The 21,385-nt window shown below is 72.1% G+C and carries 25 protein-coding genes; 14 read left to right on the top strand and 11 right to left on the bottom strand.

Features of this window, described 5'->3' with window-relative positions; translation table 11 throughout:
- The coding region (locus ABD091_RS13295; RefSeq protein WP_343919175.1) for a FadR/GntR family transcriptional regulator at nt 1–639 on the bottom strand (639 nt) is incomplete at its 3' end.
- Between the two features lie 149 nt (nt 640–788).
- On the opposite strand from ABD091_RS13295, the gene ABD091_RS13290 reads away from it, so the two are divergent.
- A complete protein-coding gene (locus ABD091_RS13290) occupies nt 789–2,921 on the top strand; it encodes a M14 family zinc carboxypeptidase (RefSeq protein ID WP_343919173.1) in 2,133 nt (710 codons plus the stop codon).
- Between the two features lie 36 nt (nt 2,922–2,957).
- Here ABD091_RS13290 and hflX read toward each other — a convergent pair whose 3' ends face one another.
- Nucleotides 2,958–4,457, bottom strand: a complete 1,500-nt coding sequence (hflX, locus tag ABD091_RS13285; RefSeq protein ID WP_343919171.1) for a GTPase HflX — start codon at nt 4,455–4,457, stop codon at nt 2,958–2,960.
- Between the two features lie 59 nt (nt 4,458–4,516).
- On the opposite strand from hflX, the gene ABD091_RS13280 reads away from it, so the two are divergent.
- From ABD091_RS13280 to ABD091_RS13265, 4 genes are all read left to right on the top strand, one after another.
- Complete coding sequence (locus ABD091_RS13280) at nt 4,517–4,915, top strand: pilus assembly protein CpaE (RefSeq protein WP_343919169.1); 399 nt, start codon at nt 4,517–4,519, stop codon at nt 4,913–4,915.
- 9 nt (nt 4,916–4,924) lie between these two features.
- Nucleotides 4,925–5,278: a YidH family protein gene (locus ABD091_RS13275; RefSeq protein ID WP_343919167.1), complete on the top strand. Its 354-nt coding sequence runs from the start codon at nt 4,925–4,927 to the stop codon at nt 5,276–5,278.
- A complete protein-coding gene (locus tag ABD091_RS13270; protein ID WP_343919165.1) occupies nt 5,275–5,550 on the top strand; it encodes a hypothetical protein in 276 nt (91 codons plus the stop codon). Before ABD091_RS13275 ends, ABD091_RS13270 begins: the two co-directional genes overlap by 4 nt.
- A 76-nt stretch (nt 5,551–5,626) precedes the next feature.
- On the top strand, nt 5,627–7,195 hold the full coding sequence (locus ABD091_RS13265; protein ID WP_343919160.1) for an Ig-like domain-containing protein: 1,569 nt from the start codon (nt 5,627–5,629) through the stop codon (nt 7,193–7,195).
- A gap of 3 nt (nt 7,196–7,198) precedes the next feature.
- Here the strand turns inward: ABD091_RS13265 and ABD091_RS13260 are convergent, their stop codons facing one another.
- The 6 genes from ABD091_RS13260 to miaA are packed head-to-tail and all read right to left on the bottom strand — an operon-like array spanning nt 7,199 to nt 11,796.
- Nucleotides 7,199–7,975, bottom strand: coding sequence for an SDR family NAD(P)-dependent oxidoreductase (locus ABD091_RS13260; protein ID WP_343919158.1), 777 nt, complete (start codon nt 7,973–7,975; stop codon nt 7,199–7,201).
- A 20-nt stretch (nt 7,976–7,995) separates the two neighbouring features.
- Nucleotides 7,996–8,781, bottom strand: coding sequence for a diaminopimelate epimerase (gene dapF, locus ABD091_RS13255; RefSeq protein WP_343919156.1), 786 nt, complete (start codon nt 8,779–8,781; stop codon nt 7,996–7,998).
- Complete coding sequence (locus ABD091_RS13250; RefSeq protein WP_343919154.1) at nt 8,774–9,403, bottom strand: pyridoxamine 5'-phosphate oxidase family protein; 630 nt, start codon at nt 9,401–9,403, stop codon at nt 8,774–8,776. The genes dapF and ABD091_RS13250 overlap by 8 nt, the downstream gene beginning before the upstream one ends.
- 15 nt (nt 9,404–9,418) lie before the next feature.
- Nucleotides 9,419–9,946, bottom strand: coding sequence for a dihydrofolate reductase family protein (locus ABD091_RS13245; RefSeq protein WP_343919152.1), 528 nt, complete (start codon nt 9,944–9,946; stop codon nt 9,419–9,421).
- Nucleotides 9,943–10,860: a helix-turn-helix transcriptional regulator gene (locus ABD091_RS13240; protein ID WP_343919150.1), complete on the bottom strand. Its 918-nt coding sequence runs from the start codon at nt 10,858–10,860 to the stop codon at nt 9,943–9,945. Before ABD091_RS13240 ends, ABD091_RS13245 begins: the two co-directional genes overlap by 4 nt.
- A 27-nt stretch (nt 10,861–10,887) precedes the next feature.
- Nucleotides 10,888–11,796 (bottom strand): tRNA (adenosine(37)-N6)-dimethylallyltransferase MiaA, encoded by a 909-nt coding sequence (gene miaA, locus ABD091_RS13235; RefSeq protein WP_343919148.1) that lies wholly within the window; start codon nt 11,794–11,796, stop codon nt 10,888–10,890.
- Between the two features lie 24 nt (nt 11,797–11,820).
- Here miaA and ABD091_RS13230 point away from each other — a divergent pair, with 24 nt between their 5' ends.
- Genes ABD091_RS13230 through ABD091_RS13210 form a run of 5 tightly spaced genes read left to right on the top strand, consistent with a single transcriptional unit; the run spans nt 11,821 to nt 13,203 of the window.
- The gene (locus ABD091_RS13230; protein WP_343919146.1) at nt 11,821–12,036 is read left to right on the top strand and encodes an antitoxin; all 216 of its coding nucleotides are present in this window, start codon (nt 11,821–11,823) and stop codon (nt 12,034–12,036) included.
- Nucleotides 12,033–12,200: a hypothetical protein gene (locus tag ABD091_RS13225; protein WP_343919144.1), complete on the top strand. Its 168-nt coding sequence runs from the start codon at nt 12,033–12,035 to the stop codon at nt 12,198–12,200. The genes ABD091_RS13230 and ABD091_RS13225 overlap by 4 nt, the downstream gene beginning before the upstream one ends.
- Nucleotides 12,200–12,658, top strand: coding sequence for an NUDIX domain-containing protein (locus ABD091_RS13220; RefSeq protein ID WP_343919142.1), 459 nt, complete (start codon nt 12,200–12,202; stop codon nt 12,656–12,658). The genes ABD091_RS13225 and ABD091_RS13220 overlap by 1 nt, the downstream gene beginning before the upstream one ends.
- A gap of 21 nt (nt 12,659–12,679) precedes the next feature.
- Entirely contained in the window at nt 12,680–12,937 is a 258-nt protein-coding gene (locus ABD091_RS13215) for a hypothetical protein (RefSeq protein ID WP_343919140.1), read from the top strand.
- The gene (locus ABD091_RS13210; RefSeq protein WP_343919138.1) at nt 12,934–13,203 is read left to right on the top strand and encodes a hypothetical protein; all 270 of its coding nucleotides are present in this window, start codon (nt 12,934–12,936) and stop codon (nt 13,201–13,203) included. Before ABD091_RS13215 ends, ABD091_RS13210 begins: the two co-directional genes overlap by 4 nt.
- Here ABD091_RS13210 and ABD091_RS13205 read toward each other — a convergent pair.
- From ABD091_RS13205 to miaB, 3 genes are read right to left on the bottom strand one after another with little or no spacing between them, the layout of a single operon-like run.
- Nucleotides 13,200–13,928, bottom strand: coding sequence for a Type 1 glutamine amidotransferase-like domain-containing protein (locus tag ABD091_RS13205; protein WP_343919136.1), 729 nt, complete (start codon nt 13,926–13,928; stop codon nt 13,200–13,202). The genes ABD091_RS13210 and ABD091_RS13205 overlap by 4 nt on opposite strands.
- A 47-nt stretch (nt 13,929–13,975) precedes the next feature.
- Nucleotides 13,976–14,857 carry a hypothetical protein gene (locus ABD091_RS13200; protein ID WP_343919134.1) on the bottom strand — a complete coding sequence of 294 codons (882 nt, stop codon included), beginning with the start codon at nt 14,855–14,857 and terminating at the stop codon, nt 13,976–13,978.
- Nucleotides 14,858–14,896: 39 nt separating this feature from the next.
- Nucleotides 14,897–16,378: a tRNA (N6-isopentenyl adenosine(37)-C2)-methylthiotransferase MiaB gene (gene miaB, locus ABD091_RS13195; RefSeq protein ID WP_343919132.1), complete on the bottom strand. Its 1,482-nt coding sequence runs from the start codon at nt 16,376–16,378 to the stop codon at nt 14,897–14,899.
- Between the two features lie 80 nt (nt 16,379–16,458).
- Here miaB and ABD091_RS13190 point away from each other — a divergent pair, with 80 nt between their 5' ends.
- The 4 genes from ABD091_RS13190 to ABD091_RS13175 all read left to right on the top strand — a co-directional run.
- Nucleotides 16,459–17,169, top strand: a complete 711-nt coding sequence (locus ABD091_RS13190) for an HAD family hydrolase (protein ID WP_343919130.1) — start codon at nt 16,459–16,461, stop codon at nt 17,167–17,169.
- Nucleotides 17,166–19,661, top strand: coding sequence for a glycoside hydrolase family 65 protein (locus ABD091_RS13185; protein WP_343919127.1), 2,496 nt, complete (start codon nt 17,166–17,168; stop codon nt 19,659–19,661). Before ABD091_RS13190 ends, ABD091_RS13185 begins: the two co-directional genes overlap by 4 nt.
- An 86-nt stretch (nt 19,662–19,747) precedes the next feature.
- A complete protein-coding gene (locus ABD091_RS13180; protein ID WP_379189732.1) occupies nt 19,748–20,488 on the top strand; it encodes an amino acid ABC transporter ATP-binding protein in 741 nt (246 codons plus the stop codon).
- 42 nt (nt 20,489–20,530) lie between these two features.
- Nucleotides 20,531–21,385: glutamate ABC transporter substrate-binding protein (locus ABD091_RS13175; RefSeq protein WP_343919125.1), on the top strand; the 855-nt coding region annotated here is incomplete at its 3' end.

Here is a 21,385-nt window from a genome sequence, read left to right as displayed (position 1 = left end):
GTCGACGACCTCGCCGGCGAGGTCGACGGTGATGTCGTGGACGTCCTCGTGGCCGGCGCCGAGCCACAGCAGCGGCCCGATCTCGGCCTGCATCGTGACCTCCTCGCGGAACAGCAGCGGTGACTGGGCGACCGCGGCGATCTCGATCTGGAGGTGGCTCTCGGCGCGGCGGCGGCCGGGCTCGTCGGTGGCGTCGACGACCTGGCGGTGGCGCCGGCGCAGCCGCTCGACCTCGACCTCGGTCGCGCGCTGGGCGGCGAGCCGGGCGGCGGCGCCCGAGAGCGCGGCGTAGCGGTCGCCGAGGTCGCGCAGGGAGGTGGTGCTCATCGCGAGCAGCCGCTCGACGACCCGGCCGACGGCCGACTCCTGGCTCTCGAGCACGAACGAGCCGCCCTTGCGGCCGCGGCGGGTCTCGATCAGGCCCGACTCGCGCATGACCCGCAGCGCCTCGCGCACGGTGACGGTCGAGACGCCGAGGAGCCGGCTCAGCTCGGCCTCGCCGGGGAGCTGGTGGTCGGTCGGGACCAGCCCCAGCACGATGGCGTCGGTCAGCCGCCGCTCGACCTGCTCCGCACGGGAGACGGGGTCGAGCGGTGCGTAGACGGCGGCTGCTGCGCCGCCGTACATCCGGATCGCCACGCGCACATCCTTGCCGCTCGCGCGACGAAAATGTGCAACTGCGCAGGTTTCCACAGGTTCGTGACTGGATTGCTCTCGACACAGTCACGGGTCCCGTGTTGGGTGGGCGGCACGGCGCCAGACCGGCGCCGTACATCTCGGGAGGACCCATGAGCCATCGCCTGCGGGCGAGGCGACCCCATCTCCGGGGCGCCCTCGCCACCACCACGGCCGTCGCCGTCGCCGCCACCCTCGCGGCCGGCCTCGGCGGCCCGTCCGCCGCAGCACCGCCAGCCGCACCCTCGGCGGAGCCCGACCGCGACGACGCCCCCACGCGCGTGGTCATGGTCGACGCGCCGACCGTCGACGACCGCAACCGCGTCGTCGACCTCGGTCTCGACCTGACCGAGCACGTCACCCGTCAGGGCATCGAGGTCGTGCTCCACGACGCCCGCGACGCCCGGCGGCTGCGCGCGGCCGGGTTCGACTGGACCGTCGAGGTCGCCGACCTCGAGGCCGAGCGGCGCGACCAGCGCCGGGCCGACCGCCGCTACGCCGCGCGCGTGGACGAGTCCGGGCTGCCGAGCGGCCGCACGTCCTACCGCACCTACGACGACTACCTCGACGACATGGCGTCCCTGGCCGAGACCTACCCCCGGCTGACCAAGCCGCTGACGCTCGCCAACCAGACCGTCCTCGGCGAGGACATCACCGGCCTCGAGATCTCGGTCGGCGCCGACGACGTCCGCGACGGCAAGCCGGTCTTCCTGCTCCTCGGCGCCCACCACGCCCGGGAGTGGCCCAGCGCCGAGCACACGATGGAGTTCGGCACCGACCTGCTCCAGTCCTACCGCGAGGGCGACGCCCGGGCCCGCGGCCTGCTCGACGGGATGCGCCTGGTCATCGTCCCCGTCGTCAACGTCGACGGCTTCCAGATCTCGCGCGAGGCCACCCCGAACGGCGACTTCTCGCGCTTCGACTACGAGATGAAGCGCAAGAACTGCTCGATCTCCGAGCAGATCACGGGCGAGTGGGCCAGCGGTCCCTGCGCCAACAACCCCGAGGGCCGGCTGCGCGGCACCGACCTCAACCGCAACTACCCCGGCTTCTGGGGCGGCGGCGGTGCCTCGACCAACGCCGACAACGACACCTACCGCGGTGACGGGCCCGGCAGCGAGCCCGAGAGCGACGCCGTGCGGAAGTTCATCAGCAACCGCGCGGTCACGATGATGATCAGCAACCACACCTACTCCAACCTGGTGCTGCGCCCGCCGGCCATCGCCTCGACAGGAAAGTCGGTCGACGAGGTCGCCTACAAGGAGCTCGGCGACGGGTTCGCCGACGCCAACGGCTACACCAGCCAGGCGTCCTACCAGCTCTACGACACCTCCGGCTCGACCGAGGACTGGAGCTACTGGATCACCGGCGGCTTCGGCTTCACCTTCGAGATCGGCCCCGACGGCTTCCACCCGGCCTACGAGGACGCCGTGGTGGGCGAATACCTCGGGACGACCGAGTCGGCCGCCGGCGGTGGCGGCAACCGTGAGGCCTACTACCAGGCCGCGGAGGCCGCGATGGACCACGCGCTGGTCTCGCGGGTGAGCGGCAAGGCGCCGAAGGGCACCCGGATCGTGCTCAGCAAGACCCACGTCTCGCCGACGTCACCGGTGATCCAGCCCGACGGCTCGACGGGTCCGCAGCAGTTCTACGAGGACACCCTCGTCAACCGCTACGACTCCGACGGCGGTCGGTTCATCCTCGACGTCAACCCCTCCACCCGGCCGCTGGTCGAGGGCCGCTACGGCCGCGAGCCGGTCGCCGACCCGCAGGAGTCCGCCGAGATCGCCAACCCCGAGGGCGTCCCCGCGGAGGGCGCCTCGGAGGAGACGACGTTCGAGATCCTCGGCCAGCCCGAGGTCGACAACGGGTTCGCGACGCTCTCCTTCGGCTGGCCGGGCGGTGCCGACTGGGACTTCTACGTCTACGGGCCGGACGGCGACGTCGTCGGGTCGGGCGCGACGCTCGACAACCCCGAGGAGATCGTGATCCCGGACCCCGTCGCGGGCACCTACACGGTGGAGGCGAACAACTACGAGGGCGGCAGCGCCGAGGACGACTGGACCGGCGAGGTCACCTTCCAGAGCCCGACGCCGCCGCAGGACAACGGCATCGACGAGGCCTGGCAGGTCACCTGCCTGAAGAGGGGCCGGATCCTGGCCAGCCAGGACGTCGTCGTCGACCGCGGCGAGGTCGCCCGCCTCGGCGCGGTCTGCAAGCCGGCGCGGGTCAAGGCCCGTCAGTGACCGGCTGAGACCGGCCGGGCTGCGCGGCGTACGTCCTCAGCGGGCGTACGCCGCCAGCTCGCCGGCGAGGTCGGGGTTGGCCCGGCCGGCGACGACGGTGCCGTCGGCGGTGTGCTCGAGCCGGTCGATCTCGCCGTGGCGGTGGAGCCGGTCGAGCAGGTCGCCGCGGGCGTAGGGCACCAGCGCCTCGAACTCGACGGCCGGCCGGGGCAGCTCGCCCTCGATGACCGCCAGCGCCTCGGCGACGCCCTCGCCGGTCTTGGCGGAGACGACGACGCAGTGGGGCTCGCGGGCCTGGAGCCGGGCGAGCACCATCGGGTCGGCGAGGTCGGCCTTGTTGATCACGACGATCTCGGGGACGTCGCCGGCCTCGATCTCCGCGAAGACCTCGCGCACCGCGTTGAGCTGGCCCTCGGGGTCGGGGTGGGAGCCGTCGACGACGTGGAGGATCAGGTCGGAGTCGGCGACCTCCTCCAGCGTCGAGCGGAAGGCCTCGACGAGCTGGTGGGGCAGGTGGCGCACGAAGCCGACGGTGTCGCTCATCGTGTAGACGCGGCCGTCGCTGGTCTGCGTCCGCCGGGTCGTCGGGTCGAGGGTGGCGAACAGCGCGTCCTCGACCAGGACGCCGGCGTCGGTCAGCCGGTTGAGGAGGCTCGACTTGCCGGCGTTGGTGTAGCCGGCGATCGAGACGCTCGGGATGTGGTGGCGCTTGCGCTCCTGGCGCTTGACCTCGCGGGTGCCGACCATGTCCTTGAGCTCGCGGCGCAGCTTGGCGATCTTGGTGTTGATGCGGCGGCGGTCGGTCTCGATCTTGGTCTCACCGGGGCCACGGCCGCCGATGCCGCCGCCGGCCGCGCCGACCCGGCCACCGGCCTGGCGCGACAGGTTGCCGCCCCAGCCGCGGAGCCGCTGCTTCATGTAGTTGAGCTGGGCGAGCTCGACCTGGGCCTGGCCCTCCTTGCTCTTCGCGTGCTGGGCGAAGATGTCGAGGATCAGCGCGGTCCGGTCGACGACCTTGACCTTGAGCCGGTCCTCGAGGTTGCGCAGCTGGCTGGGCGCGAGCTCGCCGTCGCAGATGACGGTGTCGGCGCCGGTGGCCTGGACGATCTCGCGGACGGCGTCGACCTTGCCGCGACCGATGTAGGTCGCGGGGTCGGCCTTCTGGCGGCGCTGGAAGACGTTGTCGAGGACCTCCGAGCCGGCGGTCTCGGCGAGCAGCGCGAGCTCGGCCATGGAGTTCTCGGCGTCCTTGTCGGTGCCCTCGGTCCAGACCCCGACGAGGACCACGCGCTCCAGGCGGAGCTGGCGGTACTCGACCTCGGTGATGTCCTCGAGCTCGGTGCGCAGGCCGGCGACCCGGCGCAGCTGGTGGCGCTCGGCGAGGTCCTGCTCACCCGTGGTGAGGTCTGCTTCCTCGGGGTCGGGCTGGTCGGCGTACCCCGACTCGAACTGGTCGCTCTGCTGGTCGTCAGCGGAGTCCCAGTCGTCGGTGGCGTCCAGCTCGGCGTCGAGGGTGAAGTCGTGTGCGTTCGTCATATCTGTCCACCAGCGTAGGTCGGGGCCTCCCCGCGCGCGAATGGATTCATGATGGGACGGTGCTGACCACCCACCTCGCCGAGCGGCTCGACCACCACCTGCGCGGCCTCGGGCGGCCGTGGGACCCCTCCCCCGGCGACCGGTTCACCGTCCCCGGCCGCGACCTCGACGACGTCTTCGTGGTCGCGGAGATGACGATCGACGTCGAGGACCTGCCGTCGGGACGCCACGTCCGCTTCAACGGCACGACCGAGTGGGCACTCGACCAGATCGCGGCCGACGAGGTGCTGTGGCTGCCGTGGGAGCACCAGCTGCGCGACCTGCTCGGCGACGCCTTCCTGTCGCTCGCGCGGGTCGACGGCTCCTTCGTCGTCACCCTCGCCGACGGCACGTCGTATGCCGGGGACGACCCGGAGACCGCCTATGCGTTGGCCCTCCTCGGTCCCGTCGCGCCCTAGGGTGGGCGCGTGAGCCGCTGGCCGTCCTGGGTCTACGACAGCGGCGAGGAGCCGGACTACCGCTTCTCGCTGGCGAACGAGCGCACCCTGCTCGCCTGGGTCCGGACGGCGCTCGCGCTCATGGCCGGCGGCGTGGCCGTCCGCGCGGTCGACCTGTCGGTGGCCGACGGGCTACAGACCGCGATGAGCATCTGGCTGGTCGTGCTCGGCATGGTCCTCGCCGTCGCGTCATGGCTGCGCTGGGCGCGCGCCGAGCGGGCGATGCGCCGCCACGAGCCGCTGCCCGCCACGCCTGTCGGCGCCGTGGTCGCCGCAGGGGTGCTGGTCGTCGGTGTCCTCTTCCTGCTGACCCTCGTCACGTGAGCGACGCCGGCCGGCCGCGCGAGCGGACCGCGCTCGCCTGGCAGCGCACGGCCCTGGCCGTCGCGGCGGGGAGCCTGGTCAGCGCCCGGCTGGCGTGGGAGGGGTCGGGCTGGCTCAGCCTGGCGCCGCTGCTGCTCGCCCTGCCGCTGGCGGGCTGGGTGCTCGCGACCGCACGCGGTCGCCGGTGGTCCACCGGCCTCGAGGCGGCGCTGCTGTGCGCGGCCGTCGCGGTCCTCGGGGTGGTCGAGCTGCTGACGCAGGTCCTCGACTGAGTCCTTCGCCTGACGGCGACCCGCCGCTCGCCTACCCTGCTGCTGCGGCAGGGTGCCGCGTTGGACGGGGGACGACGTGTCACGACTCGGGCGAGCGCTCGCACTCACCACCGCAGCGACCGCGCTGGTCGCCGTCCCGGCGACCCCGGCGTCCGCGGAGCCGCCCGACTGCGACGTCCGCACCTACGCCGGGGACGACGTTCTCGAGCTCCGGGAGGGCAAGCCCTGGGGCATCCGCGTCGACTGCTGGTCGAGCGCCGCCTCCGAGGCGCTGACCGTCCACCGTCAGCCCGATCGTGGGACGGCGGGCACCCCCTACATCGACGAGGACTTCCCGGAGGAGTGGGTGGTTCCCTACGACCCGCCCGGACCCGGCGACGACTCCCTCACCCTGAAGGTCAGTGACGGGACCGAGGACACGCTCATCGACGTGGCCATCCGGGTCACGCCCAACCACCAGCCCGGCTGCGGCCCCACGTACCAGGACGACGAGGTCTTCCTCCACACCAAGGTCGACGAGCCCGCGCCGTGGACGGTGGAGTGCGGGGACATCGACCTGCAGGACTACGGCGACCTCCAGCCCGTGGTGGAGCGGCAGCCGGCGCACGGGACGCTCGAGGTCTCCGCCGGCACCGAGCCCGGGTGGAGCGACGGGCTGAGCGTCACCTACACCCCCGACCCCGGCTTCGAGGGCTCCGACCACTTCGTCGCCGCCGCGACCGACGGCGACCTCAGCGAGAGCTTCGCCTTCTTCGTCAACGTCTCCGACGGGCCCTGGTGCGCGCCGAGCGACCCGCTGACGCTCCGCGCCGGCACCACCGAGAGGCTGCTGCCCCTGTGCTCGTCACCGGAGCCGGACGACCTGGAGATGTCCGTGACGACGCCGCCCAACCAGGGATCGACATCCCTGGCGTGGATGGCCATCGACTACACCGCCGCGCCGGACGCCTCCGGATCGGACTCGTTCACCTTTCAGGTGAGCGGCAGCAGCGGCACCAGCAACGTGGTGACCCAGGAGGTCACGATCCTGCCGAACGCCGCGCCGGTCTGCGAGGACCGCTCGGCCACCACGCCGAGGGATGAACCGATCGAGGTCACGCTGACCTGCACCGACGCCGACGGCGACGACCACGAGCTCACCGTCGCCGACCAGCCGTCGCACGGCACGCTCGGCGAGCTGACGGACGGCACGGTGACCTACACGCCCGACGCGGGTTGGGACGGCACCGACTCGTTCACCTACGTCGCCAGCGACTACGCCCGCACCTCCACGCCCGCGACGGTCACGGTGCGGACGACCGAGCCCGACCCGCCCGTGCTGCGTCTGCGCGCCCCCGACCAGACCCCGCGGCAGGTCGCCCACCGGGGGCTACGAGTGCGGATCCAGCTCGACGAAACCGCAGCGACCGAGCTGGTGGTGCGACTGCCGCGGCGCGTGCGCCGCCAGCTCGGCCTCCCCGCTGGTCCCGTCGGGTTCGTCGAGCGCGAGCTCTCGCCGGGGTGGACACGCGTCGTCGTGCCGCTGAAGCGACGCGCCGAGCGGGCGATCGCCGATCGCCGGCGGCTGGTGCTCCTCGCCGGGATCTCCGCCTCGGACGAGCACGGCAACGTCGTCCACGCCGATGCGGCGGTCCGCCTGCGCTGACTCCTACTTCGGGGGCATCCGGATGCCGCCGTCGACGCGGATCGTCTCGGCGTTCATGTAGGAGTTCGTGAGACAGGCCATGACCATCGCCGCGAGCTCCTCGGGGTGGCCGAGGCGCTTGGGGTGGAGGACGGACTGGCCGAGCTGCTCCTTGAACGCCTCCGGGTCCGGGGCGAAGTCGTAGATCGGGGTCTCGATCAGGCCGGGGGCGACGGTGTTGAGCCGGATCGCCGACGCCGCGAGGTCGCGGGCCACGGGAAGCGTGAGGCCGACCAGCCCGCCCTTACTCGCGGCGTACGCCGCCTGGCCGATCTGGCCGTCGAACGCGGCGACGGAGGCGATGTTGACGATCGCGCCACGGTCGCCGGACTCGGTCGGGTCGAGCTTCGACATCGCGCTCGCCGCGAGCCGGATCGCGTCGAAGGAGCCGATCAGGTTGATCGCCATGACCTTCTTGAAGGCGTTGATGTCGTGGGCGGAGTCGAACTCGCCGTCGCGGCCGATGGTGCGCTGGGCCCAGCCGATGCCGGCGGAGTTGACCAGGACGCGGAGCTCGCCGATCTCGGTCGCGCGGACCACGGCCGCCTCGATCTGGGCGGTGTCGGTGACGTCGACCTCGCAGAAGACGCCGCCGATCTCGTCGGCGAGCTCGCGGCCCTTGTCGGCCTGGAGGTCGGCGACGACCACGCGGGCGCCGGCGGCGGCGAGCTGGCGGGCGACGGCGGCGCCGATGCCGGAGGCGGCACCGGTGACGAGGGCGGAGCATCCTTCGATCTGCATGCTGCGGACCCTACTGACGCCTAGAGCGCGGTCGTCCCCCGGGCCACGATCACGGCGGGGCCGTCGAGGTGGACGCGACCGTCCTGGTCGAGCGAGCCGTCGAGGGTGACCGCCAGGGTGCCGCCCGGGACGTCGACCCGGTAGGTGGCGGGGTAGGCGGCCCCGTCGGCCCGGGCGGCCGCGACCATGACCGCGCAGGCGCCGGTGCCGCACGACCGGGTCTCGCCCGAGCCGCGCTCGTGGACCCGCATCGCGACGTGGCCGGGCCCGCGGCGTACGACGAACTCGACGTTGACGCCGTCGGGGTAGTCGGCCGGGTCGTGCACCGGCGGGTCGTGGAGCGGTCCGGCGTCGTCGAGGTCGTCGACGAAGACGACGGCGTGGGGGTTGCCCATGTCGACGTGGACCGCCGGCCAGGTCCGGTCGCCGACCGAGATGGTGGAGGTGCCGACGACCCGGGGGCTGCCCATGTCGGCGCTGAAGCCGAGCTCGCTCTCGCTGAGCACCTTGATGCCGTCGCGGGTGCCGATCTCGAGCGGGAAGGTCGCGTGGTGCTCCTCGCGCAGGTGGAGCGCGAAGACCCGGATGCCGTTGCCGCACATCTCCGAGAGCGAGCCGTCGGCGTTGTAGTAGTCCATGAACCAGTGGCTGCCGTCGCCCACCGCGCGGATCACGCCGTCGCCGCCGATGCCGGCGCGACGGTCACAGAGCGCCCGCACCCGCTCGGGCGTGACCTCGGCGTCGCCGGGGAGCAGGACGAAGTCGTTCTCGGTCCCGTGGCCCTTCCAGAAGTCCGTCTCAGCCATAGAGCCGCTCCTCGTAGGACGGGCCGTAGTAGGCGTCGAGCTCGTCGACGGTCCGGCCGTCGGGCTCGACGGTCGCGGCGATGACCGCACGCCGCTCGACCGCGGCCTCGGGGTCCCAGGTCTCCGGCTTCCACAGCCCCGAGCGCAGGAACGCCTTCGCGCAGTGGAAGAAGACCTCCTCGATCTCCACGACGACCGCCAGCAGCGGCCGGTGGCCCTTGACCACCATCTCGTCGAAGAACGGCGCGTCGCTGACGAGCCGGGCCCTGCCGTTGACCCGCAGCGTGTCGCCGCGGCCCGGGATCAGGAACTCCAGCCCGACGTGGGGGTTGGCGAGGATGTTGCGGTAGCCGTCGGCGCGGCGGTTGCCCGGCCGCTCGGCGATCGCGATCGTCCGCTCGTCCACGACGTGGACGAGCTGCCCGGCCGGGTCGCCCTTCGGCGAGGCGTCGCAGCGGCCCGCGGCGTCCGAGGTCGCCATCACGCAGAAGGGCGCGGCCGACAGCCACGCGACGTCGACGTCGAGCAGGTGGTCGCGTCCCTTGTCCCGGGCCCGCTCGCCCGGCTCGCCGAGCAGGTCGACGAGGCCCTCGACGGTGGAGATCTCGGTCCAGCTGGTCACCGCCCCAGCGTACGGTCAGCCGCCGTCCCGGACGACGTCGTACCGCGCGCAGACGAAGTCGCGGTTGCGGGCGACCTCGGCGAGCGAGAGCTCGACGTGCCGCGGCAGGACCGGGGCTCCGCCGCCCAGGGTCACCGGGGCCCACTGGAGCCAGACCTCGTCGAGCAGGCCGGCGTCGTGCCACTGGCCGACCAGCTCGCCGCCGCCGACGACCCACAGGTCCTTCCCGTCGGCCGCCTCGACCATCTCGGCGTGCACGGTCGCCACGTCGGCGTCGGTGAACCGGACCTGCTCGGAGGTCGGGAAGTCGCGATGGGTCATCACCCAGGTCGGCTTCGGCGTCCAGCCGTCGGGGTCGTGGTCCTGGACCCACTGCCAGGTGTTGGCGCCCATCGCACAGGCGCCGATCCGCTCGCTGAAGCCGTCGTAGCTCATCGGCCCCTCAGGGTCGATGTCGCGCGAGAGCAACCAGGCCAGCGAGTGGTCGGGCGTCGCGATGAACCCGTCGAGGGTGACGGCGGTGTAGTAGGCGACCTTGGTCATCGGACCCGCTCCCTCAGCCACTCGATCGGGTCGCCGGCGTCGGTCTCGACGCCGAGCTCGCGGAGCAGCTGGCGCGCGAGCTGGCGGCGGTGCGCGGAGAACGTGACGACCTGGGCGACGATCGACCCGAGCACGAAGCTCTCCGGCGGCTCGCAGAGCGCGTCGACGATCCGGTCGTCCCACGCCCCGCGCCGCTCGACGTCGCGCAGCATCGCCAGCCAGCGGCCGGCCGCGGCGTCCTGCCGCTCCAGCAGCCCGGCCGGGTCGGTGCGGTCGTCGGTCGGCGGCTCCTCGCCGAGCACGGCGGCCAGCCAGATCTCCTTGGTGAACACCAGCCGCTCGAGCAGCCGCGCCAGCGACTCCTCCGGTCCGTCGAACCACAGCACGACCTGACCGGGTCGCAGCGTCGCGCGGTAGCGGTCCTCGGGGACGCCCTTGGCGAGCTCGATCAGCGCCCGGGTGTCGTCGAGGTCGTGCTGGACGAGGTGGTCGAGCGGTCCGCTCATGGTCGTCTCCCCGGTCGTGACCCACAGCGACGTGGGCGGGTGGAAGTGGATGCCGTTGGGCGCCGGCAGCCAGGTCGGCGCGTCCGGCCGCTGCTCGCTCGGCAGGTGGCCGTAGGCGCGCGCGAAGGCACGGCTGAACCCCTCGACCGACTCGTAGCCGGCGGCGAAGGCGACGTCGGTGACGCTGGCGCCGCTGCGCAGCTGCCAGCTGGCGCGCTCGAGCATCACCCGGCGCCGCATCGCGACCGGGGGCTCCCCCGCCTCGCGGGAGAGCCGGCGCGTGAAGTGGTACGGCGAGGCGAAGGCGCCGCCGGCCATCTCGTCGAGCGAGCGGTGATCGTCGTCGAGGACGGCGTCGAGCAGCTCCCGGAGACGGTCCCTCGGTCGGTCAGGCGCTGGGTCGGTCACGCACCCATCCTGCTCCCGCAGGGCGCCTCAGCGCCCGACCGTTCTTGCTGCCTCCACGGCACGGTCGACGAGGTCTGGGTCGTCGAAGCGCAGCCAGGTGATCCGCGGGTCCTTCCGGAACCAGGAGTCCTGTCGCCGGGCGAACCGGCGGGTCGCGACCACGATCCGCTCACGCATCTCCTCGGCGGTCAGCTCCCCGCGGAGGTGGGCGGCCGCCTCGCGATAGCCGATCGCGGTCGCCGCGGTGCGTCCGAGGGTGCCGAGCCGCTCGACCTCGGCGACGAGCCCGTCGTCGATCATCTGCCGGACCCGCTGCTCGATCCGCTCGTCGAGGGTCGGCCGGTCGATGTCGACGCCGACCTGGAGCGAGTGGGGGTCGGCGTACTCCAGCCGCGGGAGGGTGGCCGAGAACGGCCGGCCGGTCAGCTCGACGACCTCGAGCGCCCGGGCGATCCGGCGACCGTTGTCGACCAGGATGCGCGACGCCGCCTCGGGGTCGACCTCGGCGAGCCGCGCGTGCATCGCGGGCGCGCCGATCTCGGCGAGCTCGCCCTCCAGACGCGTGCGGATCGCGGGATCCGTGCCGGGGAACTCGAACCGGTCGAGCACCGCGCGGGTGTAGAGGGCCGACCCACCGACCAGCACCGGGACCACGCCGCGGGCGCGCAGGTCGGCGACGACCGCGCGTGCCTCGGCCTGGAATGCAGCGACCGACACGGACTCGGTGACCTCGTGGGTGTCGACGAGGTGGTGGGTGATCCCGCGCCGCCCGGCGGGCGGGAGCTTGGCCGTCCCGATGTCCATGCCGCGGTAGACCTGCATCGCGTCGGTGTTGACCACCTCGCCGCCGAGCCGCTCGGCCAGGGCGAGCGACAGGCCCGTCTTCCCGGCCGCGGTCGCCCCGACGACGGCGACGATCGGGGGGACGATCGGCACGGGCACCGGGCTAGTCTCGGAGACATGAGTTTCCTCGACAAGTTCAAGGGCCTGAAGGGCAAGGCCCAGGACGCGGTGGACCAGCACGGCGACAAGATCTCGCAGGGCATCGACAAGGCGGCGAAGCTGGCCGACGAGAAGACGCAGGGCAAGTACTCCGAGAAGATCGACACTGCCCAGCAGAAGTCGAAGGAGGCCCTCGAGAAGCTCGACGGCAAGCAGGACGGCGACCTGCGGTGACCCAGCCCGTCCCCGAGGAGTCCAACGAGGCGCTCGACGTCACCGAGCAGCCCCCCGGCACCCACGACGACGACCTGCCCGACGAGCGCGACGACGGCCACGAGACGGAGGCCGAGCGGGAGAACGCGGAGTCGTCCGAGGGTGAGCCGTCGGGGGACAACTGATGAGCGACCACGGCCGCTTCACCGTCGTCCCCGCCGCCTACGTCTTCTGCCTCCGCGAGGGGTCCGGCGGGCGGGAGGTGCTGCTGCAGCTGCGCCAGAACACCGGCTACATGGACGACATGTGGGCCGCGGCGGCCGCCGGCCACGTCGAGCGCGGCGAGACCGCGTGGGACGCCGCCCACCGCGAGGCCGCCGAGGAGCTCGGCATCGCCGGGCTCGACCTCCGCTTCGAGCTGACGATGTCGCGCACCGCCCACGGCGAGCCCATCGACGAGCGGGTCGACTTCTTCTTCACCGCGACCACCTTCACGGGTGAGCCGCGCATCATGGAGCCGCGCAAGTGTGCTGACCTGCGGTGGTTCCCGCTCGACGCGCTGCCCGACCCCGTGGTCCCCCACGAGGCGCACGCCCTGGCCCACCTCGGCAAGGGCGTGGGATACCTGACGTTCGGCTTCTGACCCACCGTTGGAGGGAGAGACATGACCAAGGACGACCTCGGCCCGATGCCCGACCCGGAGATCGAGCCCGCACCCGAGAACCCCGGCGGCGTCGACGCCATCAACGACGACGTGCCGTTCGCCGGCGACGAGCCCGAGGTGCTGGGCCGCGACCTCGACCCCGAGCGCAACCCGCAGGTCGAGGACCACGCCCCCGACGAGCTCTCGCAGCCCGAGGACAAGAAGCAGGAGGGCGACGGGGACGGCGCCAGCAAGCCCGAGGAGGAGGACCAGGCATGAGCGGTGACCCGAGCAAGGCCGGTGAGCCCCGCGACCTCCGGTCCTCCCACCACGACGCCTCGGGCGGCATGGGCGTCAGCAGCGAGCGCGAAGGCGTGTCCGGTCCCGGACAGCACGGCACCGACGGCGTCCGTGACACCAGCCCGGTCGACGACGACGGCAGCGACGCCCCGCCCGAGCAGTCGGCGGGCGGTGTCGAGGAGAACCCGGACGGCCTCGAGCCGAAGGCCGGCTACTCGAAGACCGACCCCCGCTCCGACGACTAGAGGCGGGTGACGTCGAGCGGCGTCTCGACGGCCGCGCCGTCAGGTCCCTGCTCGACGAAGTAGGCGCCGGCGCCGTCCTCCTCAGCGTAGGCGCCGACCATCTCGGTGCCGCGGTAGAGCACGCCCGCCCCGTCGTCGGTGGCGTAGCCGGCCGGGAGCGTGCCGTCGGCGATGAGCCGGTGGTAGAGCGGGCGGCGCTGGTCCTCGGAGTCGTAGTGGACCCCGTTGGAGAACGGCAGGAAGGCCAGGCCGTTGGTCACCGGCTCCAGGTCGGGGCCGAAGGAGTCGGTCGTGCCGCCGACGTGCCAGCACAGCGACCCGGCCGACACCCCCGTGAGCACGACCCCGGCCTGCCACGCCTCACGCATGGCGTCGCCGACCCCGTGGAGCTCCCACAGCGCGAGCAGGTTCGCGACACTGCCGCCGAACACCCACACCACGTCCTGCTCCAGCAGGTGGGCGGTGATGTCGTCGACGTTGGGCATCGTGAAGAGCTGGAGGTGGTTGCCGTGGTAGCCGGCGGCCTGGCAGACGTCGTAGAAGGCCTTCGTGTACTCCGGGTTGTCACCGCCGGCGGTCCCGACGAAGCAGACCCGCGGCGCCCGGCCGCTCACGCCCGCCAGGTCGACGGCGAGCTCGGTCAGCGGCCCGACCTCCCAGTGGGTCCGGCGGCCCGTGGTGAGGCCCCCGGAGGTCGCCAGGATGGTCGGTGCGTCAGCAGGCATGTCCGCGACCGTAACGGAACAGGCACAAGCAGGAAGTCGGACCTGCCTCACACACGGCGACGCCCGCAAGCGCAGCGTTGTGCCTTTTCGACTACGGCGGCTTCGAGAACAGACATCACCTCGCGGGGATGGAACATCACGTCCTCCCAGCTGAACCGCAGCACCAGCCACCCGTGGACGACGAGCTGGTTGTAGCGGCGCGCGTCGCGGGTCAGCGCGTGGCGGCCACCGTGCCACTCGAAGGAGTCGGCCTCGAGGACGATGCCGAGGCGCTCGTCGACGAGGTCGGGTCGGCCCAGGAAGCGATTGCCGTCTCGCAGGGACCCCTGCGGCACCACCTCGAGCCCCACGACCTCGCCGGCAATGGCGCGCAGAGCCGACTCGAACGGGTTCGCAGCCCGGGCGTCGGCCGCCTCTGCCACGGCACGCGCCTGGGCCGACCGCGGGCCTCGCAGGTCGCGGGCGATGGCGAGGAGCCGCGTCCGGCTGAAGCCCTCCCTCAGCGCGGAGTCGGCCACGGCGAGCGCTGCGCTGCGATCCGCCAGACGCAGGCAGTCCACCAGCGTGCGCTCCTGACTCGTGACCGACCCGTCGCAGTCGTCGTCGGAGAGATCGGCATAGTGCACGGAGGCATTGACCTGCTCGGCCAGGTGCCGCTTGCGTGGCACCGTCACGTGTGGCTGTTGCGGCGCGTGCAGGACCGCCCAGCTGTGCAGGAGCGCCGCGCTCTCGTGGGAGGCGACGCCGGTCAGCCGATGAGCGACCTGCAGAGCCTCGTCCGTGGACGCCAGCGCATACCGGCCGCGGGCCAGCACCACGAGCTCGCCTGCACCCAGGGCAGCGTCGACCGCCGCGCGCGAGGTCGCGCGGATCAGGGCGCCGCGGGTCGCGACTCCGCCCATCCGCTCGAGGACGTCGACCACCAGCACCCGGCCAGCATCACCGAGGTGAGCCGACTCCCGGGGGCGTCATCCACAGGCAGGGGCGTCCGGCAGCGGAGCGGGTACGCCGACCGACGGCATGCCGAGCCCGACGCCGGCCGGCTTCGGGCCGGACGTCCGGGTCTCCCACGCGTCGCCGGACCGGGTGGGGCGCACGTCGAGCACCGGCCCGTCGGCGATGAGGTGGTGGGGGGCGGCGCGGGTGATCTCGACGGTGACCATGTCGCCGGGCCGGACCCTGGCGTCGGCCGGCGGGGTGAAGTGGACCAGCCGGTTGTCGGGGCCACGGCCGGAGAGCCGGTGGGTGGCGGCGTCCTTGCGCCCCTCCCCCTCGGCGACGAGCAGCTCGACTTTCCGGCCGACCAGCTGCTTGTTCTCCTCCCACGCGATGTCGTTGACGAGCTCGACCAGGCGCTCGTAGCGGGCCTGGACGACCTCGCGCGGCACCTGCTCCTCCATCGTCGCGGCGGGGGTGCCGGGACGGATGGAGTACTGGAAGGTGAAGGCGCCGGAGAAGCGTGCCTGCCGCACGACCTCCATCGTCTGCTCGAAGTCCTCCTCGGTCTCCCCGGGGAAGCCGACGATGATGTCGGTGGTGATCGCGGCGTCGGGCATCGCCGCGCGGACCCGCTCGATGATGCCGAGGAACTTCGACTGCCGGTAGGAGCGGCGCATCGCCTTCAGGACTCGGTCGGAGCCGGACTGGAGCGGCATGTGGAGCTGGGGCATCACGTTCGGCGTCTCGGCCATCGCCTCGATGACGTCGTCGGTGAACTCGGCCGGGTGGGGCGAGGTGAAGCGGACCCGTTCCAGCCCCTCGATCTCGCCGCAGGCGCGCAGCAGCTTGGAGAAGGCCTGTCGGTCGCCGAACTCGACCCCGTAGGCGTTCACGTTCTGGCCCAGCAGCGTCACCTCGGTGACGCCCTCCGCGACCAGCGCCCGGACCTCGGCGAGCACGTCGCCGGGGCGGCGGTCCTTCTCCTTGCCGCGCAGCGACGGGACGATGCAGAACGTGCAGGTGTTGTTGCAGCCGACCGAGATCGAGACCCAGGCGGCGTACGCCGACTCGCGCTTGGTCGGCAGCGTGGACGGGAAGACCTCGAGCGACTCGAGGATCTCGACCTGCGCCTCCTCCTGCACGCGGGCACGTTCGAGCAGGGTCGGCAGCGAGCCGATGTTGTGGGTGCCGAACACGACGTCGACCCATGGCGCCTTGCGGGTGATCGTGTCGCGGTCCTTCTGGGCCAGGCAGCCGCCGACCGCGATCTGCATGCCGGGCCGCTGCGCCTTCACGGGCGCGAGGTGGCCGAGGTTGCCGTAGAGCCGGTTGTCGGCGTTCTCACGCACGGCGCAGGTGTTGAAGACGACGACGTCGGCCTGCTCACCGTCCGGGGCGGCGGCGTAGCCGGCGTCCTCGAGGAGGCCGGTGAGGCGCTCGGAGTCGTGGACGTTCATCTGGCACCCGTAGGTGCGGACCTCATAGGTGCGAGGGAGAGCGTGCGTCGACATAACCCGACAAGGGTACGGCGACCGGTCCACCCGGGACGAAGTGCAGCGAATCGAAACAATCGACCCCTACCCTCGGAAGGGTGAACTGGGACGACTACGCAGTGGCGCTGTTCGACCTCGACGGCGTGGTGACGCCCACGGCCGAGGTGCACATGCGGGCCTGGGACCGGATGTTCAACGAGTTCCTCGACGGCCGGCCCGACCAGACGCCCTACACCGACGACGACTACTTCGCCCACGTCGACGGCAAGCCGCGCTACGAGGGCGTGGCGACCTTCCTCGCCTCCCGCGGCATCGAGCTGCCCCAGGGCGATCCGGGTGATGCGCCGGAGGCCGAGACCGTCTGCGGGCTCGGCAACCGCAAGAACGACGCCTTCAACCGGGTGCTCGCCGAGGACGGCGTCGAGGCCTACCCGGGCTCGGCCCGGCTCATCGAGGAGCTCGAGCGGCGGGGCGTGCCGATGGCGGTCGTCTCGTCGTCGCGCAACGCGCCCGCGGTGCTCGAGGCGGCCGGTCTGACGGCCTCGTTCCGGATGGTCATGGACGGCGCGGTCGCTGCCGAGCGGGGTCTGCCGGGGAAGCCGGCGCCCGACACGTTCCTCGCCGCGGCCGAGGAGCTGGGGGCCACGCCGGCGCAGGCGGTGGTGCTCGAGGACGCCATCAGCGGCGTACGAGCCGGCGCGGCCGGCGGCTTCGGGCTGGTCGTGGGTGTCGACCGCGGCGCCGGGCATGATGCACTGGTCGATGCGGGGGCCCATGTCGTGGTGAAGGACCTCGAGGAGCTGCTGTGAGCGCGCACGACCCCCTGGACCGCACGCGGTTCCCCGTCGACGAGTGGCGGCTCGTCGAGACCCGCTTCGAGGCGGCCGACCTCGGCGTGACCGAGTCGCTGTTCAGCGTCGGCAACGGCTACCTCGGGCTGCGCGGCAACTACGAGGAGAGCCGTGACGCCGTCCACGACGGCACCTTCGTCAACGGCCTCCACGAGACCTGGCCGATCCTCCACGCCGAGGAGGCCTACGGCCTCGCGCGCGTGGGCCAGAGCATCGTCAACGCCCCCGACCCGAAGGTGATCCGCCTCTACGTCGACGACGAGCCTCTCGAGCTCTCGTCCGCCGACCTGCTGGAGTACGAGCGCTCGCTCGACTTCCGCGACGGCGTCCTCCACCGCCACCTCGTGTGGCGCACCCGCAGCGGCAAGAGCGTGCGCGTCGACAGCACCCGCATGGTCTCCCTCGCGCAGCGCCACCTCGCGGTGATGACCTTCGAGGTCACGATGCTCGACGGCCGCGCGCCGGTGCAGATCTCCTCCCAGCTCATCAACCGCCAGGACCGCGACGTCGAGCTCGGCCACCCGTCGGTCGAGGCGCCGGTCGGGTCGGTCGCCGACCCGCGCAAGGCCGACCGACTCTCCCGCCGGGTGCTGGAGCCCCAGGCCGGGTCGGTCGACGAGGAGACCGGCCGGATCTGCCTGGGCTACCGCTGCGCCGACAGCCGGATGACGGTCGGCGTCGCGGTCGACCACCACATCGAGGCACCCGTCGAGCCGCGCACGCAGCGTCACCTCGACGACGACGAGGGCAAGATCATCTACCGGCTCCCGCTCGAGCAGGGCCAGTCGCTGCGGATGACCAAGCTGGTCTCGATGCACACCGCGACCCGGGTCCCGGCGCGCGAGCTGCTCGACCGCTGCCAGCGCACCCTCGACCGCGCCGCCGAGGAGGGCCTCGCCCAGCAGTACGCCGACCAGCGGGCCTGGCTCGACCGGATGTGGGCCGCGAGCGACGTCGAGATCCCCGGCCAGCCGGGTCTCCAGCAGGCCGTGCGCTGGAACCTGCTGTCGGTGATGCAGGCCGCCGCTCGTGCCGAGGACCACGGCATCCCCGCCAAGGGCGTCACGGGGTCCGGCTATGCCGGCCACTACTTCTGGGACGCCGAGATCTACGTCCTGCCGTTCCTCATCTACACGCTCCCCTACGCCGCGCGGAACGCGCTGCGCTTTCGGCACCAGATGCTGCCCGACGCCCGCCGGCGCGCCCGCGAGCTCGCCCAGCACGGCGCGCTCTTCCCCTGGCGCACGATCAACGGCCACGAGGCGTCGGCCTACTACGCGGCCGGCACCGCGCAGTACCACATCGACGCGGCGGTGGCCTACGCCCTGAGCCAGTACGTCGGGGCGACCGGCGACACCGACTTCATGAACAGGGAGGCGGTCGACATCCTCGTCGAGACCGCCCGGCTGTGGGCCGACCTGGGGTTCTGGCGCCGGGAGAACAGCCACTCGACGTTCCACATCCACGGCGTCACCGGGCCGGACGAGTACACGACCGTGGTGAACGACAACTTCTACACGAACGTGCTCGCACGCTTCAACCTCCGTCGTGCTGCCGACGCGGTCGACGAGGTCTGCCGGGCCGATCCGGACGCCTACGACCAGGTCGTGCGCCGGACCGGGCTGCGTGACGGGGAGGTCGAGGAGTGGCGGGCGGCCGCTGCCGGCATGTCCATCCCCTTCGACGAGAAGGTCGGGATCCACCCGCAGGACTCGCGCTTCCTCGATCGCGAGATGTGGGACCTCGAGCAGACCCCGCCGACGGTGCGGCCGCTGCTGCTCCACTTCCACCCGCTGGTGATCTATCGGTTCCAGGTCCTCAAGCAGGCCGACGTGGTCCTCGCCCTGTTCCTCCAGGGCGAGGAGTTCTCCTACGACGAGAAGCTCGCCGACTTCACCTACTACGATCCGATCACCACCGGCGACTCGACGCTGTCGGCGGTGGCGCAGTCGATCATGGCCGCCGAGGTCGGCTTCCACGAGCCCGCGCTGCGCTACTTCGAGCACGCGGCCTACGTCGACCTCGCCGACCGCCACGCCAACACCGCCGACGGCGTCCACGTCGCCTCGGCCGGCGGCGTGTGGAGCTCGCTGGCCTTCGGCTTCGGCGGGTTCCGCGACCGCGGGGCGGGGCCGGAGGAGGAGCGCTGGACCTTCGACCCGCGCCTGCCCGAGGGCTGGGAGGGGCTCACCTTCCGGCTCACGCTCGTCGGGACCCGGCTGCGCGTCGACCTCACGCCCGACCAGATCACGCTCGGCATCGAGGAGGGACCGGGTCCGCTGCGCCTCGGCGTACGCGGCAAGGTGGTCGAGGTCGCCGTCGGCGCCCCCGTCACGGTGCCGCTCGACGGCCAGGGCCCGCGGCTCGCGGGCGACCCGCCCAACCCCGCCGGCACGATGCGCGCCGACGGCACCGTCATCTCCGCGACCGTCCCCGGCGGCGACGACTGACCGCTGGTCACAGATTCGTCACCGTTCGGCGCAGGGGCCACGTCCGCATGGCCCCTCCGGGTGAGGTGACGCTAGGGTCGCGTCCCATGTCGGAGCCGTTGGTCGTCCTCGAAGGCGTGAACAAGTGGTTCGGTGACCTGCACGTCCTGAAGGACATCAACCAGACGATCCACCGGGGCGAGGTCGTCGTCGTCATCGGTCCCTCGGGGTCGGGCAAGTCGACGCTGTGCCGCGCCATCAACCGGCTCGAGACGATCCAGGAGGGCACGATCACCCTCGACGGCCAGCCGCTGCCCGACGAGGGCAAGCAGCTCGCGGCGTTGCGCGCCGAGGTCGGGATGGTCTTCCAGAGCTTCAACCTCTTCGCCCACAAGACGATCCTCGAGAACGTGACGCTCGGGCCGATCAAGGTGCGCGGCAAGGCCAAGGCCGAGGCCGAGGCGCGGGCCAAGGAGCTGCTCGACCGCGTCGGCGTCGGCCACCAGGCCGCCAAGTACCCCGCCCAGCTCTCCGGCGGCCAGCAGCAGCGGGTCGCCATCGCCCGGGCGCTGGCCATGGACCCGAAGGTGATGCTCTTCGACGAGCCGACCTCGGCGCTGGACCCCGAGATGATCAAGGAGGTCCTCGACGTCATGGTCGACCTCGCCAAGCAGGGGATGACGATGATCGTCGTCACCCACGAGATGGGTTTCGCCCGCACGGCGGCCGACCGCGTGCTCTTCATGGCCGACGGCGCCGTGGTGGAGGAGAACACCCCCGAGGAGTTCTTCACCAACCCGCAGTCCGACCGCGCCCAGGACTTCCTCAGCAAGATCCTGACCCACTGAAACAACCTCGGGCCACCGGGCCCGGAAGAGAAGGGGAGACAGATGCGATTCATCCGCACCAAGGCGGTCGTGGCCGGGGTCGGCCTCGCGCTGAGCCTCGCGGCCTGCGGTGACGCCGGCACCGAGACCGGGGAGTCCGTCGACGTCGACGTCGCCGAGAACGCGGCCGACGAGTTCGACGACGGCACCCGCATGAAGGAGCTCGCCGAGAGCGGCGACATCACCATCGGCGTGAAGTACGACCAGCCCGGCATCGGCTTCATGCCCGCCGGCGCCGAGGAGCCGGTCGGCTTCGACCCTGAGATCGGCAAGATCCTGGCGGCGTCGCTGGGCATCGCGCCCGAGGACATCACGTGGAAGGAGACCATCTCCGACAACCGTGAGCCGTTCCTCGAGGAGGGCGAGGTCGACCTCGTCATCGCCTCCTACTCGATCACCGACGAGCGCCGCGAGATCGTCGGCCAGGCCGGCCCCTACTACGTGACCGGCCAGCAGCTGCTGGTGAAGGCCGACAGCGACATCGACAGCCTCGACGACGTCGAGGGCACCGAGGTCTGCTCGGTGACCGGCTCGACCTCGCTGGAGAACATCAAGGCCGAGGGCGCCACCCCGCGCGGCTTCGACACCTACTCCGAGTGCGTCGACCAGGTCCTCGACGGCACCGTCGACGCGATGACCACCGACGGCGCGATCCTGCTGGGCTACGCCGCGGAGCAGCCCGACGAGCTCAAGGTGGTCGTCGACCCGTTCTCCGAGGAGCGCTACGGCGTGGGCTACAACATCGACAGCCCGGAGATGTGCGGCTGGATCCAGGACACCATCACGGCCGCCCAGGAGGACGGCACGTGGGAGGAGGCCTTCCAGAACACGCTGGGCCAGGCCGGGGTCGACACCCCG

Source organism: Nocardioides aestuarii, assembly GCF_039527245.1.
In the GTDB taxonomy this organism is placed as follows: Bacteria; Actinomycetota; Actinomycetes; order Propionibacteriales; family Nocardioidaceae; genus Nocardioides; species Nocardioides aestuarii.
The sequence above is the reverse complement of the archived record's forward strand: the minus strand, read 5'-3'. Positions and strand labels throughout refer to the sequence as shown.

What these genes read in the sequence shown, in the direction of transcription:
- ABD091_RS13290 (WP_343919173.1), top strand. Translation starts at nt 789, where the DNA reads ATGAGCCATCGCCTGCGGGCGAGGCGACCCCATCTCCGGGGCGCCCTC.
- hflX (WP_343919171.1), bottom strand. Translation starts at nt 4,457, where the DNA reads ATGACGAACGCACACGACTTCACCCTCGACGCCGAGCTGGACGCCACC.
- ABD091_RS13260 (WP_343919158.1), bottom strand. Translation starts at nt 7,975, where the DNA reads ATGCAGATCGAAGGATGCTCCGCCCTCGTCACCGGTGCCGCCTCCGGC.
- dapF (WP_343919156.1), bottom strand. Translation starts at nt 8,781, where the DNA reads ATGGCTGAGACGGACTTCTGGAAGGGCCACGGGACCGAGAACGACTTC.
- ABD091_RS13245 (WP_343919152.1), bottom strand. Translation starts at nt 9,946, where the DNA reads ATGACCAAGGTCGCCTACTACACCGCCGTCACCCTCGACGGGTTCATC.
- ABD091_RS13230 (WP_343919146.1), top strand. Translation starts at nt 11,821, where the DNA reads ATGAGTTTCCTCGACAAGTTCAAGGGCCTGAAGGGCAAGGCCCAGGAC.
- ABD091_RS13220 (WP_343919142.1), top strand. Translation starts at nt 12,200, where the DNA reads ATGAGCGACCACGGCCGCTTCACCGTCGTCCCCGCCGCCTACGTCTTC.
- ABD091_RS13215 (WP_343919140.1), top strand. Translation starts at nt 12,680, where the DNA reads ATGACCAAGGACGACCTCGGCCCGATGCCCGACCCGGAGATCGAGCCC.
- ABD091_RS13210 (WP_343919138.1), top strand. Translation starts at nt 12,934, where the DNA reads ATGAGCGGTGACCCGAGCAAGGCCGGTGAGCCCCGCGACCTCCGGTCC.
- ABD091_RS13205 (WP_343919136.1), bottom strand. Translation starts at nt 13,928, where the DNA reads ATGCCTGCTGACGCACCGACCATCCTGGCGACCTCCGGGGGCCTCACC.
- miaB (WP_343919132.1), bottom strand. Translation starts at nt 16,378, where the DNA reads ATGTCGACGCACGCTCTCCCTCGCACCTATGAGGTCCGCACCTACGGG.
- ABD091_RS13180 (WP_379189732.1), top strand. Translation starts at nt 19,748, where the DNA reads ATGTCGGAGCCGTTGGTCGTCCTCGAAGGCGTGAACAAGTGGTTCGGT.